Raw genomic sequence first — 14,406 nt, forward strand, 5'->3', positions numbered from 1 at the left:
GGGACCTAAAGGTCGGTGACCAGATCGGCGTGACCCTCGGTGCCGAGGTGTTCCAGACGCGGCTGTTTGCCCTTGGCCCACAGCGCGACGCGGTGGGCAATTCGATAGGATACCTCGATACCATCGGGTGTGGTGGCGGGGTGGTCAGGGCGAACTGTTCCAATGAACTCGACGCGTAGGTCATCGGGCGTGGCGGTCAGGATTGCAAAGCCGTGGCCGCCCTGATCCGCAAACGCGAGATGTGGGGCGACGTCCGGATTACGCACGGACTTGGCTGCTTCGATGTCGCCGGAGCGGGCATATTCCCGACAGGACTCGACGCCATAACGCACCGCCATGTTCATGGCGGGCAGGACTGGGCCTTCGCCGTTCTTGCGCGCCAGATAGAAGGGCGAGAGCGGGCGATCCAGCGGCAGGGCCGCCTCCGCCGCCTGAAACACGGATGGCGTGGAAATGGAGCCGACCACGAACTCCACGGCGACGGGCGCATAGTCCTGTGGCGGAAGGTCCGGCGACAGATAACCCGCGAAGAAGGCGTGGCGGTCACCTACCAGCGACACCAGATTGGTCACGCCCTGATCCTTGGCAAAGTTTAGCAGCTCGCGCCGCTCTGCGGGATAGCCGCACCAGTCGTCGGTTCCGGAAAGGGCATAGCCTGCCGATGGCCATTTCGGCTCGAAACCGTCGGGCAGGTTCCGGAAGTCGGTGCGGCGGTGCAGCATGCCGAACGAGTTGCCCCACAGCTTCCAGCGGGCCGTTGATCCGGCAAGGCGTTCCTTGAACCACTGTTTCTGACGCTGACCCAGAATGCTTCCGGCGGGCTTGTCGCGGGCCGGATTGGGGACCGCTTCGCCGTTATAGGTCAGGGTGTCGGGCGCACCGCCCGGATAGTCGCGGCCTGCGTCCAGCACCTCGATCACATCCTGCGGCGCATACCATGGGAAGCCGCGCGGCATGAATGGCGCGGCGATGTCCTGCTCGGCGACGGATTGAGACTTGAACGAGCGGTTGTCGGTCAGGATCAGTTCGACGTTCGCGCCCCAGCGTAGGGCGCGATAGACGCTCAGACTGTTGATGGCGGCCAGATTGTTCGGCTCGTGCGAGAGGCCGTGGTCGTCGATATCCACCAATGGCGTGTCGCTGACCTCTGGCGGCAGGAAGCGGCGAAGGCCGTCTGTCGTTCCGGTGACGCGCGCGGGGATGTACTCGAACCACGCCTGATTGGCCGCGACCTTTAGCGACTGCGCGGGGACTGGGTCGTCATAATTGATCTGGCTCTGGAAGCAGCGGTTCGAGAACTCGTGATTGTCCCAGATGCAGATGAAGGGCCAGCGCGCGCGGGCGTCCTGAATATCGCGGTCGGCCAGATAGGCGCGATAGACGTGGCGATAGTCTTCGATTGTGGTGGGGACCTGGATAGTGCCGACACGGCGGCCTGTTGGTAGTGGTCCGATTTCGTTAACCGTGCGGCCCTGCACCTGTGGCTGATCGGCGGGGGACCAGATCATCTCGTAGATGAAATCGCCCAGATGTAGGACGAACTGGAGTTGCTCGGCCTCGGGGCGTGCCATGTCCTCGACCAGCATGCGACGCAGAGGCGTGGCGTGCCCGATGTTGATGTTCTGGCAACTGACGAAGGCGAAGCGGACGGGGGCGGTGTCGCGCTCGTTAGGTGCAGTGAAGGTGCGGCCTGTGCGGCTGGCGTATCCGTCAGCGTCTATGAAGCGGTACCAGTAGGTTGTCGAAGGTTTCAATCCGCCGACCAGCACGCGCCATGTCCAGTCGGCCTCGGTCAGAGGCGTGACCTGATCGCGGGCGATGACGGTGCGGAAGTCGTCGTATTCGGACACCTCGACCTGAAGGTCGGCGGCGCGACCTGTGCGCGGCGGGCAGCGCGTCCAGAGCAGTACATTGTCCGGTTGAGGGTCGGCAGAGGCGACGCCCTCAGGAAAGCGGTCTCGAGCAATGCCGCGCACATTGGTGGCGGCACCGGCTGGACCGGTCATGACGAGGCTGGCCCCCACAGAGGCGGCTGCGGCAATCAGAAACTGACGGCGGTCGGGTGTGCTCATGGCGGGGTCTAGCGCAGTGAAATCTGCGCGCAGACTGGGGGCGTGCGCGATCTGCCGCCAAGTTAATACGGCGTAATCCGAAAAACCCTTTTCCTTGAACGATCAGCGTTGATGGGTTCAATGTAGTTACAACCTGTACCTGTATCCCTCCTGAGTACGCGTATTCGACGGCGGGGAAGACAGGCGCGGGGCGGATCGTTTCGGGGAGACCGGACGTTCCTCGCAGGGAGAAAATCGGAGGCGAGCGCCATGACCGTTGCCGAGACTGTAGTTGCCAAGCCTGTGGGCACGCCGAGAGTGTTCGGGCTGTTTCTCAAGCTGCTGTCGTCGAACTGGACGTGGGGACAGCTGGATATCGAACTGCCTAACGGGGCGCGGCACGAACTGGTTGGGCGCGACCCGGGTCATCGGGCGGTGCTCCAGATCAAAAGCTACAGAATGGCGGGGCGCGTGCTCAAGAGCGGCGATATCGGCTTTGCCGAGGCCTATATGGAGCGCGAGTTCGATACGCCGCAGCTGGCGGTCTTGCTCGAGACGCTGGCCAATAACTATGACGGGATACGCAGGCTGTTCGACGGCAACCGCATGGTGCGGATCGTCAACTGGTTTGCCCATCGGCTGAACCGGAACAGTCGCGAGGGTTCGCGCCGGAACATCCACGCCCACTATGATCTGGGCAACAGCTTCTATTCCAAATGGCTGGACCGCAGCATGACCTATTCGTCGGGTCGTTTTGGCGGGACGGCCAGAGCGCTGGAACAGGCGCAGGCGGCGAAATATCTTGCACTGACGCGCATGATGGATCTGCGGGCGGGCGAGAGCGTGCTGGAGATCGGTTGCGGTTGGGGCGGGTTTGCCGAGTTCGCGGCCAAGTCCGTCGGGGCCAAGGTAACCGGCATCACAATCTCCAAGGAACAGTATGACTTTGCCCGCGTACGGATCGCGCGGCAGGGCCTGAACGAACAGGTCGAGATCAAGCTGACCGACTATCGTGATGTGACCGGACAGTTCGACCGTGTGGCCTCTATCGAAATGTTCGAGGCCGTCGGACAGGAATACTGGCCAGCCTATTTCGGCAAAGTTCGCGAATGCCTGAAGCCCGGGGGACGGGCCGGACTACAGATCATCACCATTCGAAATGACCTGTTTGGCGGCTATAACAAGCGCACCGACTTCATACAGAAATACATCTTCCCCGGTGGGGTATTGCCATCGGAGGAAAGCCTTGCGCCGGTGATCAGCGAGGCAGGCCTGACCACACGAGCGGTTGAGCGGTTCGGCATCAGCTATGCCGATACTTTGGCGGCCTGGGCCCGAAGGTTCAGCGCAGCCTGGCCTGAAATCCAGCGTATGGATGCCAAGTTTGACGACCGTTTCCACCAGTTGTGGCTGTTCTATCTGGCCTATTGCGAGGCGGGGTTCCGGTCCAAACGGACGGACGTGATCCAGATGGCGCTGACCTAGGCGCGGGCAGGATCTGACAACGGGAGAGTGATGGCGAAGCGCGCGCCGTTCGTGCTGTCCACCAGATCCAGATCGGCGTGATTGGCCCTGAGTAGAGAGCGGGCGATGGACAGGCCGAGGCCTGCGCCGCCTTCGCTACGACGTGTGGTGAAGAAGGGCTCGAACAGGCGAAGCGCATCGCCCTCGGCCACGCCCGGACCGTCATCCTGTACCGTGAGGACGACGTGGTCGTGTTCGGTGCGGGCCCCGAGAGTGACGATCTTGGCCCCGACCTGACGGCTGTTTTCCAGCAGAATGGTCAGCACCATTTCCAGCGTGGCTTCGGGCACTGCGACCATGGGCAGCGGCGAGGGCAGGTCGGTACGGATATCCAGCGATACGCCCAAGCCGTCGGCGATGCGGCTCGTGACATCGGGGATAGCAGTGGCCACACCGGCTTCGGGACGGGCCATGTCGGCGCGGGCCAGTTCCATCAGGCGCGACACCAGATCGGACAGTCGCCGCGCGTCATCGCCGATGTTGGCGAGGAAGCGGTTGCGTTGCTGCGGGTCCATATCGTCGGCGTGGTCCCGAAGAAGTTCGACCGCGCCTCGGATGCCTGCCAGCGGTGTCTTGAACTCGTGGCTCACGGCGGCAGCGAAGTCGCGCAGATAGCGCGAGCGGCGGTCCACCGCCTCGGCCATGCGTCCGAAGTCTTCGTATAGGTCACGGATTTCCACCGCGGCGGTCGGCGGGGGCGGAGGCACCGTGCCGCCGCCATAACTGACATCGCGTGCGGCGTGGCGGAGGCGTTCAATGGGGCGGGCGATGCCGCGCGAAATCACCACACCCAGAACCGTCAGCAGGCCCAGCACGGCCACGATGCCAAAGGCGATCTTGCCCCGATCCTGATAGATGCCCTTGAACAAGGCGCGCGGGGACCGCGAAGTCAGGATCACGCCCTCGACCTTGCCGTACACGATGATTGGACGGGCATGGTGGATGCGAAGCGCGGACGCACGGCTAAGCCATTCGAACGAATAGCGCGGGTGATAGCCTGCATTGCGACGAAGCACGGTCGCGGGGCGGCCCTTCAACGCGGTCTGCACCTCTGGCAGGTCATGCCAGCTTCCGCCGCGCTCGACGCCGCGTACCACAATTCCATTGCGATCCAGCATGACGATCGAGGCCAGTGTCGTGCGCGAGGTTTCCTCGATGATGGGATCAAGTCGCTCGATAACCTCAAGCGCATCCGCAGCGGGCGGTGTCTGCGAGGTTCCCGCCTTGGGGCGAGGGGGCAGGACCGAATCGGAGCGTAGGTCTATGGTGGCGGGCTGGGGCGCATAGTAGCCGGGCTGGCGGCGCATTTCGGTGGTGACCACCATGGGAACCGCGCCCGGCCACATGGCCTCGGCGGTGGCAGAGATGGCGGCGGTCTGGGTGATCAGCTCGGCTTCGGTCTGGCGCACGAGGGTGTTCTCGTACACGCGAAGGAAGATGGCGCTCAGACCCGGAAGAAGGGCGGCGAACAGCAGAACCGACAGCAGGATGGTCCGCAGGCGCATGGCCGGCCAGTGTGACCGCACAAACTCCCGAAGCTGTTCGACCGCCCTTTTGATCACGCCTGTGCGCCGATACAGGGACCCATCTGATAGCCTACGCCCGCACGGGTATTGATGACGTCTGATGCGCCCAGGGCCGCGAACTTGGCCCGAAGATTACGGACGTGGCTGTCGATGGTGCGGTCGGTCAGGGCAAAGCCGGGGCCATGGATCCGGTCGATGATGGCGTCGCGGGTAAAGACCATCTGTGGCTTGGCCGCTAGGGTCTTCAGGATGCTGAACTCGGTCGCGGTCAGAGATACGTCCTGATTGTCCCAGCGGGCGGCCCAGCCGTCGGTGTCCAACGACAGGCGTCCGATCTTGACCCCGCCCGTTGGAACAGGCGGCGGCGACAGGACGGTGCGGCGCAGGATGGCGGCGACGCGGGCCACGACCTCGCGAGGGCTGAAGGGTTTGACGACGTAATCGTCGGCACCCAGTTCGATGCCGAGGATGCGGTCGATCTCGTCATCGCGTGAGGACAGGAACAGCACGGGCAGGTCGCTCTGCGCACGGATGCGGCGGCAGACCTCAAGCCCGTCCATGCGCGGCATGTTGATGTCGAGGATGACCAGATGCGGCTCATAGGTGTCGATGGCGGCAAGGGCGGCTTCGCCGTCGCCCGCTTCGCACGTGGCCAAACCCGCCTTGGCCAGCGCAAAGGCCAGAAGGTCGCGGATGTGCGGGTCGTCATCAACAATCAGGACTGTGCGCTGCATGATGCCCATGTTGAGTCTCCGCTCCAAAAGGTCAACGGGGCGCGTGGGCAGGACGGGAAATGCGGTGTGGGTGTGCATGTTCATCAGTCGATCCATTCAGCATCACAGTCGGGGGAGAAGGGCAGGGGACGCTTGGCACCGGCAGCGGGATTGATCGTCAACACCCGGTCCAGACGGCGGGCATCACGCCAGCGCCAGCTGTGCCAGTCAGATTGCTGGGTCTTTAGAGCTGCCGTCTGATAGGCGAGGGCACCGGCGATGCGCTCTTTGAACACGGGGTCTGTCGCGGCTTTTTCCAGTCGGGCTAGAGACACCGCGGAGGCACCGTGCAGACCGGCGAGATAGCAAAGGTCCAGCGAGGTCCCGCGACCACCCATTTCGCGGGCGTGGCGAACGTTCCAACTGGCGGCGACGGCACCCAGATCAGTGGCACTGATGGCGACCAGAACGACCCCTGCGGTCAGCGCATTGGCATTCACCAGCCAGCTTCCCGAGCGGTTCTTGAAAAGACGCCAGCAGATCAGCACCAGACCAATGCCAACCAGCACCATCCACACCAGAGCCGCGATCCGCAGGCGGGTAAGGGAATAGACGTCGATATAGTTGACGGTGCGAAGGATACTGGAAGCGACCAGGAACAGGTTCTGTCCGACCCAAAGCAAGACCAGTCTGCGCACCCACGGCTGTTGGGCGGTTGGCGAGGTAGGGCGCAGGCAGACGAGCACAAACAGACCGGCTAATAGCGCGGTGAATATCAGCGGATAGGCACCGCGGTGTGCGTATTGGGCGAGGGTAAAGCCTTCGGGTAGTGCTGCACCGCTCCAGAGGAAGGCGATGTCCATGCCGTTCTGGATGGCAAAGATCAGGTTGAACACAACCAGAGACAGCACGACGGAGGCGGCTGGAACGACGCTGGAATGGCCGCTGCGTTCCGGGAGGGCGAAGGTCTTGCGCGTCCAGCGCGGACGCAAGGTGCCATAGACTCCGATCAGAACCAGAACCCAGAAAACGAGGCGGGCAAACTGGTTTTCGCCCAGCGCCGGCATCCGAAGGCGTGCGGCCAGGTCCGCCAGCAAGGGATTGGCCATCAGGAACAGACCGCCGAACACCACCGCACCGATAAGGGGCAGGATCAGAATCCGCAGCACGGCGCGCACAGGCGTAGTTTTCCCGCCACGCGCCTTGAGCCGGCCGAGGCGGGCTAGGTCTAGCGCGGGGCCTGCGACCGCAGCGACGACATTGAAGAACAGCCGCTGGCCCCATCGGAATGCATCCTCGGCGCGACGAACACGGCTGGATTGCATGGCGATCATGATGGCGATGCCGAACAACACCCACCCGAGGAAGCTGGGACGGTCGATCAGGATGAGTGTCAGAATGGCGGCGCTCCCTGCCGCGACCTGCGCCCGCCTGTCGCCCTGCCAGACCCGACGGACGATGGCCAGGACCGCAAGCCAGCAAAGGCACAACACACCCAGCGTCGAGCCGGGAGCGTAGTCGAACAGGATGACATCGGCGGCCACGGTCAGCGCCAGTGCAGCACAGGCCTTTGACCAGAATGACAGCTTGGGCGGATTGAGTGTCACGGAGGTGTTCCTGCGAGTGAGGAACCCGTTCTGGACCCGCGCTATCGAGGCCGGATGACTGCGGCGAGGAGATGCAGCGCAGGAGATGTGCAGAAACCATGCACCCGGAGCCAACCTCAGCCCGCTGAAAGCTGCACGGTTAACCTAGTCCAAAATTGGACATTGCTGTTTTCGCACGACACCCACTGCTTGTCGCAGACATTTCGTCGTTAAAGCGCGGGTCGGCCGCCAAATTCTTCAATGAAAATAGTGAAGGTTCCAGCGTCTACTGCTCGGAGGCGTATTTTTTTCCTCCTAAGGCAGGTCCTTGTTTTGGTGAATGAATGACCTTGCCGAAAAATGATTCTCGGTGTGGGAACGGTTCAGCTTTGCATTGATTTACACATCACCAATCCGCCGATATTTCGCCATTCTCATGGCACTCACTCATTCTGTATTGGGAGCGCCTGTATGGGGTTTGCGACACAAAACTACGCTGTCAGTTCACAATCGCTACAAGCGGCACCGTCGCCACTTTGGCACCCGGTGGTGAGCCTGCTTCCTGACGCAGCTAAGAACTTCTGCATCGAGCGCGGGCAAATCATTACACTGGAACCCGACGAGGCTCCGCCTCGTGACCAGGTTTTCTTCTCAACGTTCGGCGCGCTGGGGGTCTTCATTCAGGACAGTCCGATCTGCATTGATACTGTCCTGCCCGGCAGTGTCTGGGGCTGGGACTACGCCATCGGACGCAACCCGTTCGAGGCCAAGGCGCTGACGGCGTGCGAGGGCTTCCTCGTCCCGGCTGGGGAACTGAAGCAGCGTATGGATGACCTTTGGTTGTCCCGCTTGATGAACGCCAATGGCACCTTGCGTGCAAAACGCTTGGCGTCAGAGGCAGCGTGCAATGCCATGCACACCTGCCTGCAACGCACCGCGAAATGGATTTCACGCCTTTGGCGCGCGGGTGCTGGCGGCAATGTCAAAATCACCCAGAGCGATATGGCCGAGATCACCGGCTTCCAGCGTACAAGCGTGAATGCCGCCTGTGGCGCGCTTCAGGATCGCGGCGCTCTGCGTATCCTGCGCGGACGGTTGCAGGTGTTGGACATTGACGCGCTGGCGGCGATTGCCTGCGGCTGTGACGGGCACCACCACGCGCCGGCTCCCAAGGCGGAGGAGAAACCCCGTGTGGTCGCAACGCACAAGCGTATGGACGAACGCGACCTGGTGCGGACCTAAGAGCTAACGAGGTCAGGTGCTGGACAGCCAGCGCCTGACCTCCGCCACTCGCGAACGCGCGACGGTGACCCAGATGTCACCTTGCAGCTGAAGCGCCAGATTGCGTCCATTAGCTTTGGTTGAGAGAACTTTGTCCTTGGCGACCCGCCATGAGCGATGAAAGCTCATCCCTGTGACGGGGTGAGCCTCTGCGACTGCGTCCGCCATGCGGATCAGTACCAGATGGCTGCCGTCCGTACGCGGATCGTCGTGCCGCAATCGGACGCCTCCACGTGGCTGGCGCAAGGACAATCCGGCTAAGGGCATCCGAGCGCTACATACAGACTCTGATGGCTTTCCTGCATGGTCAGAAGCAGAGATTGCGGCTTTTGAGGCTTATTGGGCCGTGGGGACTAAAGAGCGCTTAGCGTTCGACCTGCTGCTATATATGGCACAGCTCTCGGGTGATGTGCGCAACATGGGCTGGATAGACGTTAAGGACGGCAGGATCTTGGTTTGTCAGGAGAAGACGAGCGCCAAGCTGGCTTTGCCAATCCATCCGCGACTTAAGGCGTCGCTCGATCTCGCGCAGATAGACTATCCGACCTTCATCGCTACCCAGCATGGCCAGGCCTATACGGCAGCGGGGTTTGGTAACTGGTTCCGTGGGGCTGTGCAGGAAGCTGGGATCAAAGATCGATCGGCGCACGGCCTGCGCAAATCAGCAGCGACGCGATTGGCGGATGCGGGTTGTAGTGAGGCTCAGATCAAGGCCATCACTGGCCACGTCACCGCAAAGGAGGTCGAACGCTATACCAAGGCGCGGGATCAGCGGGTGCTGGCTGAAGCGGCGATGGCAAAATCTAAGACGAATACCAACTCGCTATTGTCTAACGGCATAGACTTGTTAGACAATAGTCTCCCGAAACGACTGAATTGTAAGGGTTTTAAAATGGTGGTGGCGGACAGAGAGGGATTCGAACCCTCGATAGAGTTGCCCCTATACACGCGTTCCAGGCGTGCGCCTTCAACCACTCGGCCACCTGTCCTAATCCACTGTGTGTCCGGATGCGTCCGGAGCAGATTCGCCGGGAGCGGTCCGGCGAGAGGGCGCTGATTAAATCAAACGTGACGGATGGGCAAGCGCCGTTGCAGTTCCCATATGATATTCTGCAAAAGAATCTGGAGTCCGCCCATGTTATTGAAAAAAGCCGATACCTTGCCGACCGCTGATGAGGCGCTGCCGGGGCGCGCCGAACCGTTGGCAACCGATACGACCCATTTCGTGCTGGGCACGCCGTTGAAGGGGCCGTGGCCGCAAGGTCTGGAAGTCGCTGTCTTCGGTATGGGCTGTTTCTGGGGCGTTGAGCGCGTGTTCTGGCAGCAGGAAGGCATTTACTCGTCGGCGGCCGGTTATGCGGGCGGGATTACGCCGAACCCGACCTATGAAGAGGTCTGCTCGGGCAAGACCGGTCACTCCGAGGTGGTGCAGGTCGTGTTTGATCCGGCCAAGCTGCCGTACGAAGAGCTGCTGAAGGTGTTCTGGGAGAACCATGACCCGACGCAGGGCATGCGTCAGGGCAATGACATCGGCACCCAGTACCGCTCGGCGATCTATTATAACGACGAAGCCCAGCGCGACGCGGCGCTGGCGTCCAAGGCGGCCTATCAGCAAGCGCTGCGCGCGGCGGGGCGTGGCGAGATCACCACCGAAATCCTGCCGGCGGGCGAGTTCTATTACGCCGAGGACTATCACCAAGGCTATCTGGCCAAGAACCCGGCCGGTTATTGCGGCATCGGCGGCACGGGGGTTGTCTGCCCGATCGGCCTTGGCGTGAATGCCTGAGTGATTAAAGGGGCGTGCGATGAAGCCGGCTGAGGTCGAGACATTTTGTCTGTCGCGCACAGCGGCCACGGTCGAGCGCCCCTTTGGCCCGAACTTTCAGACCTTCAAGGTTGGTGGCAAGATTTTCGCCATGCTGGGCGACGACGGGGGTCTGTGCTTCAAGGCCTCCGAGATTGCCTATGAACTGCTGAGGGAACAGGGGAGGGCCGAGCGGGCACCCTATCTGCCGCGCGGGGGTTGGCTGAAGGTGGCAGCCGTCGAGGATTGGGACGATGGGGAGCTATCCGATCTGATCGATCACTCGCACCAGCTTGTGACCAAGGGCCTAACGCGAAAGCTGCGACAGGAACTGGGTCTGTAGAAACAAATAAGGGGCGGCCGATGTTTGGCCGCCCCTTTTGTTTAGCGTTTGCAGCCCGCCATAAAACGTCGGGCGAGTTCGCGGGCAGATCCATCGCCGACAAGGCTCATCCAGCCGTCCTTGCCTGCCACGGCCATCCAGCCGTTCTGGCCAAAGGTCTGCATAACCGGATCGGCAGGCGTGGTCTGGCTGACGATGTTGTATCCGTCGAAGACCTGTGCCTCGGTGGCGCGCGCCGGATAGGTCGCCATCTGGCCACCCGAGGTCAGGGTCAGGCTGCGGGCGTGATTATCCTCGCTGGGCGTTGAGATCGTGATGTGACCAGAGCCGCTCGAGCAGGTCATTCCCAGCGGTATGTCGTCCGATTCCGCCATGCCGTAGAACAGTTGGAACTCGCCTTCATCCTGATCGAAAAACCAGTTGTAGCCCTGGTGGCGTGCGGGCGGCTCGGTGAGTGCGGTCAGGGTGGCGCTGCTGCCTACTGCACCGGGCTGCGTGGCGCAGGCTGCGGTGAACAGCAGGGCTGACAGAGCGCCCAGCAAGGGCAGGCGGGTGTTGTTACGGCACGCAATCGACATGGGGGAGCTCATTGGAAGCGACTTGGTGTCAGGAGGCGCAGGCTTCAGCGAAGCGGGCGAGTTTGGGCAGATGCGCGGCTTCGATGATGATTGGCAGGACACGCTCGCCGCTCTTTAGTTCCAGTCGCCCGCTTGCCTGAAACGCAAGGAAGACCGGATGGTCGACCGGAAGCGAGACGGCCAAACGATTGGACGCGGCGCGAAGCTCGCCCTCGCTGCTCTGGCGGCCGGATTTCAAGATGACGGGCCCTGCAGCTACGGCATCTGCGTCATAGAGGGATATCTGGACCTGCCGGGTGCCGGGCGCGCATTGCAGGGTGGTCTTCAGGCGTGGGGTGTCAGGGATTTCTTGCGCCAGGACGACAGGGGTGCTGTCGGCATACAATGTCCAAGTCCAGCCCGCGTTCTGGGCATATGCGGACGGCGTCACAGCGATAGTCAGCATGGCCGCTACCGTCCCTGTCAGAAGGCAGGCGAACCGGCTTGATGTTCTTTGGCGCAGGTCGCGCATAGGCGTGTCCTTCGTCTGTGGTCGTCTGATTAGATAGCCTTGGTCGGCAAGCGCAACCGTAATCGCACATAGATACGACCCCGCTCGTTAACGTGTACGAGCGGGGTTCGATGCGTGAAAACGGATAAGTCCGGTATTTTCAGCCGTTTAGAACGGGCTGAAACGCTCCATCAGGTTCTGGCCCGCAGGGGCGGCTTGCATGCGGCTGATGTCGCCACGACCGCCGTAAGAGATGCGGGCCTCGGCGATTTGGGTGTGGGCGATGGTGTTGGCGCTGGAAATATCTTCCGGGCGAACGATGCCAGCGACGGTCAGTTCGCGCACTTCGCGGTTGGTGCGCACTTCTTGCCGACCTTGGATGACCAGATTGCCGTTAGGCATCACGCCGGTGATGATCGCGGCCACCGTCAGGTTGACGCGTTCGGAGCGGTTTACGCTGCCCGTACCGTTGTGGCTGATCTCGCCCTCGGCACCGACCATGTTGGATGGATCAAAGGCACCCGGCAGGACTTTGCCGATGCTGCTTTCCAGACCGAACAGATTGCTGACGCCGCCGGAGACGTTGTTGCTGCGGCTGCGATTGGTGGTGTTCTGGGTCTGGGCGCGGTCGTTGATGTCGATGTTGACCGTCAGGATGTCGCCCACGCGGCGGGCGCGCTGGTCACCAAAGAAGCTGCGGGCACCGGTACGCCACAGGCTGTTGGCGCTGGCAGGGGTGGCTTCAGGCAAATAGGCCTGATCCATCGGGGCCAGTTGCGAGGGATAGCCGACCGGAGCCAGTTCCGGCCCGCGCAGGGCTTCAGTGGCGGTGGTGCAGGCAGCGAGGGGAATGCAGGCGGCGGCGAGGATCAGAAACTTGCGCATGGTACGGTCTTTCTGGCTCAACGAGCGGCGAACTGGAGTGAACGGGCAGGGGTGCTGCGCATGGCTTGTGCGGCGGGACCGGCAATGGCGCGGCCTGGCGATACAGCGACCGCCTCGATGGTGCGGTTGGATTGAGTATTCAGGATGGTGACGGCATCGCCCACGGCGGCCTGACGCTGGGCGCGGCCAGTGATGGTCAGTTCGATACCGCTGTCCTGATACTGGACCTCGACCATGTCATTACGGGCAATGACGACCGGCGACGTCAGGTCGCGCGTGTTGACCACCTGTCCGGCGCGCATGGCGCGGCGGGGGGACAGGCCGATAACATCGGCGGCGTCCTGCGGGCCGTTGGCGGGGGCAAGGTGGGCCTGAACCTGCGTCCACGCCACATCCTCGGGCTGTACCGGTTCGTTCGCGGCAAGGCTTCGGGTGAAGGTGAGGGCTTCGACCATCGCACCGGGGCGGGCGGCTGCCGACTGGGTATTGGCGGTACTAGCGGCGGTGGTGCCTTCGCGAACGACGATGCGGCGCAATCCGGTGGGGTTGTTCCATTCCAGACCGGCGCGGCGAGCAATCACTTGCACCTGACCGGCGTCCAGTACGGCGCTGCTGCCCGCGCGCTGACCCACCACGACGTGGGCGGCAGATCCTGCCCCCTCGAACAGTTCGCCAAGTGTGATCCGGCCGTCGGCATCCACCGGCGCCGCACGAAGCACGACCGAAGCGGCATGCGCGCTCGAGGCATAGGCCGACGCGGCGAGGGCGGCGGCACCCAACAAGACGGTGGCGGTTTGCAGGAGGCGCTTCATCGTTCAGTTCCCGCCTTAGTTCTTCAGCTGGGCCGAGACCGACAGCATTTCGTCGGCGGTGGTGATGACCTTGGAGTTCATCTCATACGCGCGCTGGGCCACGATCAGGGCGGTGATTTCCGACACCGAGTCCACGTTCGAGCTTTCGGTATAGCCTTGCAGCAGGTGACCAAAGCCGACCTCGTCCGGCACGCCGACATTGGGGGCACCCGAGGCTGCGGTCTCCAACAGCAGGTTGTCGCCGATGGCTTCAAGGCCCGCTTCATTCATGAAGGTCGCAATTTCCAGCTGGCCTACGACCTGAGGTTCGGTCTCGCCGTCCAGAACCACCTGCACCTGACCGGCACGTGATACGGCCACATCCACAGCGTTTTGCGGGATGGTGATGGCGGGCTCGATCAGATAGCCGTCCTTGGTGACAAGCTGGCCTTCGGCGTTGACCGAGAAATTGCCCGCGCGGGTGTAGGACGTCTCGCCCGAGGGCAGGGTGACCTGGAAATAGCCCTTGCCCTGAATGGCGATGTCATAGGTGTTGCCGGACTGGCTCGGCGTGCCTTGGGCCGTGATGCGGTAGACCGAGCCGGCCTTCACACCCATGCCCACCTGAATACCGGTCGGAACGACGGTGCCCTGCGTCGAGGACTGTGCGCCCATGCGCTCGACGTTCTGGTACAGCAGGTCCTGAAACTCGGCGCGTTGGCGCTTGTAGCCAACGGTGTTCATGTTGGCGATGTTGTTCGAGATGACCTCGACGTTCAGCTGCTGGGCAGCCATGCCGGAGGCGGCGGTACGAAGTGCGCGCATAGCTCAGGC

The 14,406-nt window shown here is 62.5% G+C and carries 14 protein-coding genes, 1 tRNA gene and 1 pseudogene; 5 read left to right on the forward strand and 11 right to left on the reverse strand.

Features of this window, described 5'->3' with window-relative positions:
* Positions 1-5: 5 nt before the first annotated feature.
* A complete protein-coding gene (locus tag LOX95_RS11445) occupies positions 6-2,072 on the reverse strand; it encodes an alkaline phosphatase D family protein (protein ID WP_242914706.1) in 2,067 nt (688 codons plus the stop codon).
* A gap of 249 nt (positions 2,073-2,321) precedes the next feature.
* Here LOX95_RS11445 and LOX95_RS11450 point away from each other — a divergent pair, with 249 nt between their 5' ends.
* Positions 2,322-3,536, forward strand: coding sequence for an SAM-dependent methyltransferase (locus tag LOX95_RS11450; RefSeq protein ID WP_242914708.1), 1,215 nt, complete (start codon positions 2,322-2,324; stop codon positions 3,534-3,536).
* Here LOX95_RS11450 and LOX95_RS11455 read toward each other — a convergent pair.
* The 3 genes from LOX95_RS11455 to LOX95_RS14305 are packed head-to-tail and all read right to left on the reverse strand — an operon-like array spanning position 3,533 to position 7,421.
* The gene (locus LOX95_RS11455; RefSeq protein ID WP_242914710.1) at positions 3,533-5,080 is read right to left on the reverse strand and encodes a sensor histidine kinase; all 1,548 of its coding nucleotides are present in this window, start codon (positions 5,078-5,080) and stop codon (positions 3,533-3,535) included. The genes LOX95_RS11450 and LOX95_RS11455 overlap by 4 nt on opposite strands.
* 53 nt (positions 5,081-5,133) lie before the next feature.
* Positions 5,134-5,919 carry a response regulator transcription factor gene (locus LOX95_RS11460; RefSeq protein ID WP_242914712.1) on the reverse strand — a complete coding sequence of 262 codons (786 nt, stop codon included), beginning with the start codon at positions 5,917-5,919 and terminating at the stop codon, positions 5,134-5,136.
* The gene (locus LOX95_RS14305; protein ID WP_242914714.1) at positions 5,919-7,421 is read right to left on the reverse strand and encodes a DUF4153 domain-containing protein; all 1,503 of its coding nucleotides are present in this window, start codon (positions 7,419-7,421) and stop codon (positions 5,919-5,921) included. The genes LOX95_RS11460 and LOX95_RS14305 overlap by 1 nt, the downstream gene beginning before the upstream one ends.
* Positions 7,422-7,949: 528 nt before the next feature.
* Between LOX95_RS14305 and LOX95_RS11470 the strand changes: the two genes are divergently transcribed.
* On the forward strand, positions 7,950-8,642 hold the full coding sequence (locus LOX95_RS11470; RefSeq protein ID WP_242914716.1) for a Crp/Fnr family transcriptional regulator: 693 nt from the start codon (positions 7,950-7,952) through the stop codon (positions 8,640-8,642).
* A 12-nt stretch (positions 8,643-8,654) separates the two neighbouring features.
* On the opposite strand, the gene LOX95_RS11475 is transcribed toward LOX95_RS11470, so the two are convergent.
* Positions 8,655-8,927, reverse strand: coding sequence for a hypothetical protein (locus LOX95_RS11475; protein ID WP_242914718.1), 273 nt, complete (start codon positions 8,925-8,927; stop codon positions 8,655-8,657).
* Between LOX95_RS11475 and LOX95_RS14340 the strand changes: the two are divergent.
* Positions 8,848-9,441: pseudogene (locus tag LOX95_RS14340) on the forward strand (tyrosine-type recombinase/integrase); the annotation flags it as partial. The gene LOX95_RS11475 and the pseudogene LOX95_RS14340 overlap by 80 nt on opposite strands.
* Positions 9,442-9,580: 139 nt before the next feature.
* Here LOX95_RS14340 and LOX95_RS11480 read toward each other — a convergent pair.
* A tRNA-Ser gene (locus LOX95_RS11480) sits at positions 9,581-9,670 on the reverse strand.
* Between the two features lie 146 nt (positions 9,671-9,816).
* Between LOX95_RS11480 and msrA the strand changes: the two genes are divergently transcribed.
* Together msrA and LOX95_RS11490 are read left to right on the forward strand one after the other, a co-directional pair.
* Complete coding sequence (gene msrA / locus LOX95_RS11485; protein WP_242914719.1) at positions 9,817-10,467, forward strand: peptide-methionine (S)-S-oxide reductase MsrA; 651 nt, start codon at positions 9,817-9,819, stop codon at positions 10,465-10,467.
* Between the two features lie 19 nt (positions 10,468-10,486).
* Positions 10,487-10,828: an MmcQ/YjbR family DNA-binding protein gene (locus LOX95_RS11490; RefSeq protein ID WP_242914721.1), complete on the forward strand. Its 342-nt coding sequence runs from the start codon at positions 10,487-10,489 to the stop codon at positions 10,826-10,828.
* A 41-nt stretch (positions 10,829-10,869) separates the two neighbouring features.
* On the opposite strand, the gene LOX95_RS11495 is transcribed toward LOX95_RS11490, so the two are convergent.
* From LOX95_RS11495 to flgG, 5 genes are all read right to left on the reverse strand, one after another.
* Complete coding sequence (locus LOX95_RS11495) at positions 10,870-11,418, reverse strand: hypothetical protein (RefSeq protein WP_242914723.1); 549 nt, start codon at positions 11,416-11,418, stop codon at positions 10,870-10,872.
* Positions 11,419-11,434: 16 nt separating this feature from the next.
* Positions 11,435-11,851, reverse strand: a complete 417-nt coding sequence (locus LOX95_RS11500; RefSeq protein WP_242914725.1) for a hypothetical protein — start codon at positions 11,849-11,851, stop codon at positions 11,435-11,437.
* Between the two features lie 213 nt (positions 11,852-12,064).
* Positions 12,065-12,781 carry a flagellar basal body L-ring protein FlgH gene (gene flgH, locus LOX95_RS11505; protein WP_242914727.1) on the reverse strand — a complete coding sequence of 239 codons (717 nt, stop codon included), beginning with the start codon at positions 12,779-12,781 and terminating at the stop codon, positions 12,065-12,067.
* A gap of 17 nt (positions 12,782-12,798) precedes the next feature.
* The gene (gene flgA, locus LOX95_RS11510; RefSeq protein ID WP_242914729.1) at positions 12,799-13,593 is read right to left on the reverse strand and encodes a flagellar basal body P-ring formation chaperone FlgA; all 795 of its coding nucleotides are present in this window, start codon (positions 13,591-13,593) and stop codon (positions 12,799-12,801) included.
* Between the two features lie 15 nt (positions 13,594-13,608).
* Positions 13,609-14,397: a flagellar basal-body rod protein FlgG gene (gene flgG / locus LOX95_RS11515; RefSeq protein ID WP_242914731.1), complete on the reverse strand. Its 789-nt coding sequence runs from the start codon at positions 14,395-14,397 to the stop codon at positions 13,609-13,611.
* Between the last annotated feature and the right edge of the window lie 9 nt (positions 14,398-14,406).

It is taken from the genome of Brevundimonas pishanensis (assembly GCF_022750635.1).
Taxonomy (GTDB): Bacteria; Pseudomonadota; Alphaproteobacteria; order Caulobacterales; family Caulobacteraceae; genus Brevundimonas; species Brevundimonas pishanensis.

Excerpts from the sequence above, each read along its gene's own strand:
- msrA (WP_242914719.1), top strand. The coding sequence starts at position 9,817 with ATGTTATTGAAAAAAGCCGATACCTTGCCGACCGCTGATGAGGCGCTG.
- flgG (WP_242914731.1), bottom strand. The coding sequence starts at position 14,397 with ATGCGCGCACTTCGTACCGCCGCCTCCGGCATGGCTGCCCAGCAGCTG.
- LOX95_RS11490 (WP_242914721.1), top strand. The coding sequence starts at position 10,487 with ATGAAGCCGGCTGAGGTCGAGACATTTTGTCTGTCGCGCACAGCGGCC.
- LOX95_RS11450 (WP_242914708.1), top strand. The coding sequence starts at position 2,322 with ATGACCGTTGCCGAGACTGTAGTTGCCAAGCCTGTGGGCACGCCGAGA.
- LOX95_RS11460 (WP_242914712.1), bottom strand. The coding sequence starts at position 5,919 with ATGAACATGCACACCCACACCGCATTTCCCGTCCTGCCCACGCGCCCC.
- LOX95_RS11500 (WP_242914725.1), bottom strand. The coding sequence starts at position 11,851 with ATGCTGACTATCGCTGTGACGCCGTCCGCATATGCCCAGAACGCGGGC.
- LOX95_RS11445 (WP_242914706.1), bottom strand. The coding sequence starts at position 2,072 with ATGAGCACACCCGACCGCCGTCAGTTTCTGATTGCCGCAGCCGCCTCT.
- flgA (WP_242914729.1), bottom strand. The coding sequence starts at position 13,593 with ATGAAGCGCCTCCTGCAAACCGCCACCGTCTTGTTGGGTGCCGCCGCC.
- LOX95_RS11495 (WP_242914723.1), bottom strand. The coding sequence starts at position 11,418 with ATGAGCTCCCCCATGTCGATTGCGTGCCGTAACAACACCCGCCTGCCC.
- LOX95_RS11455 (WP_242914710.1), bottom strand. The coding sequence starts at position 5,080 with ATGCGCCTGCGGACCATCCTGCTGTCGGTTCTGCTGTTCGCCGCCCTT.
- flgH (WP_242914727.1), bottom strand. The coding sequence starts at position 12,781 with ATGCGCAAGTTTCTGATCCTCGCCGCCGCCTGCATTCCCCTCGCTGCC.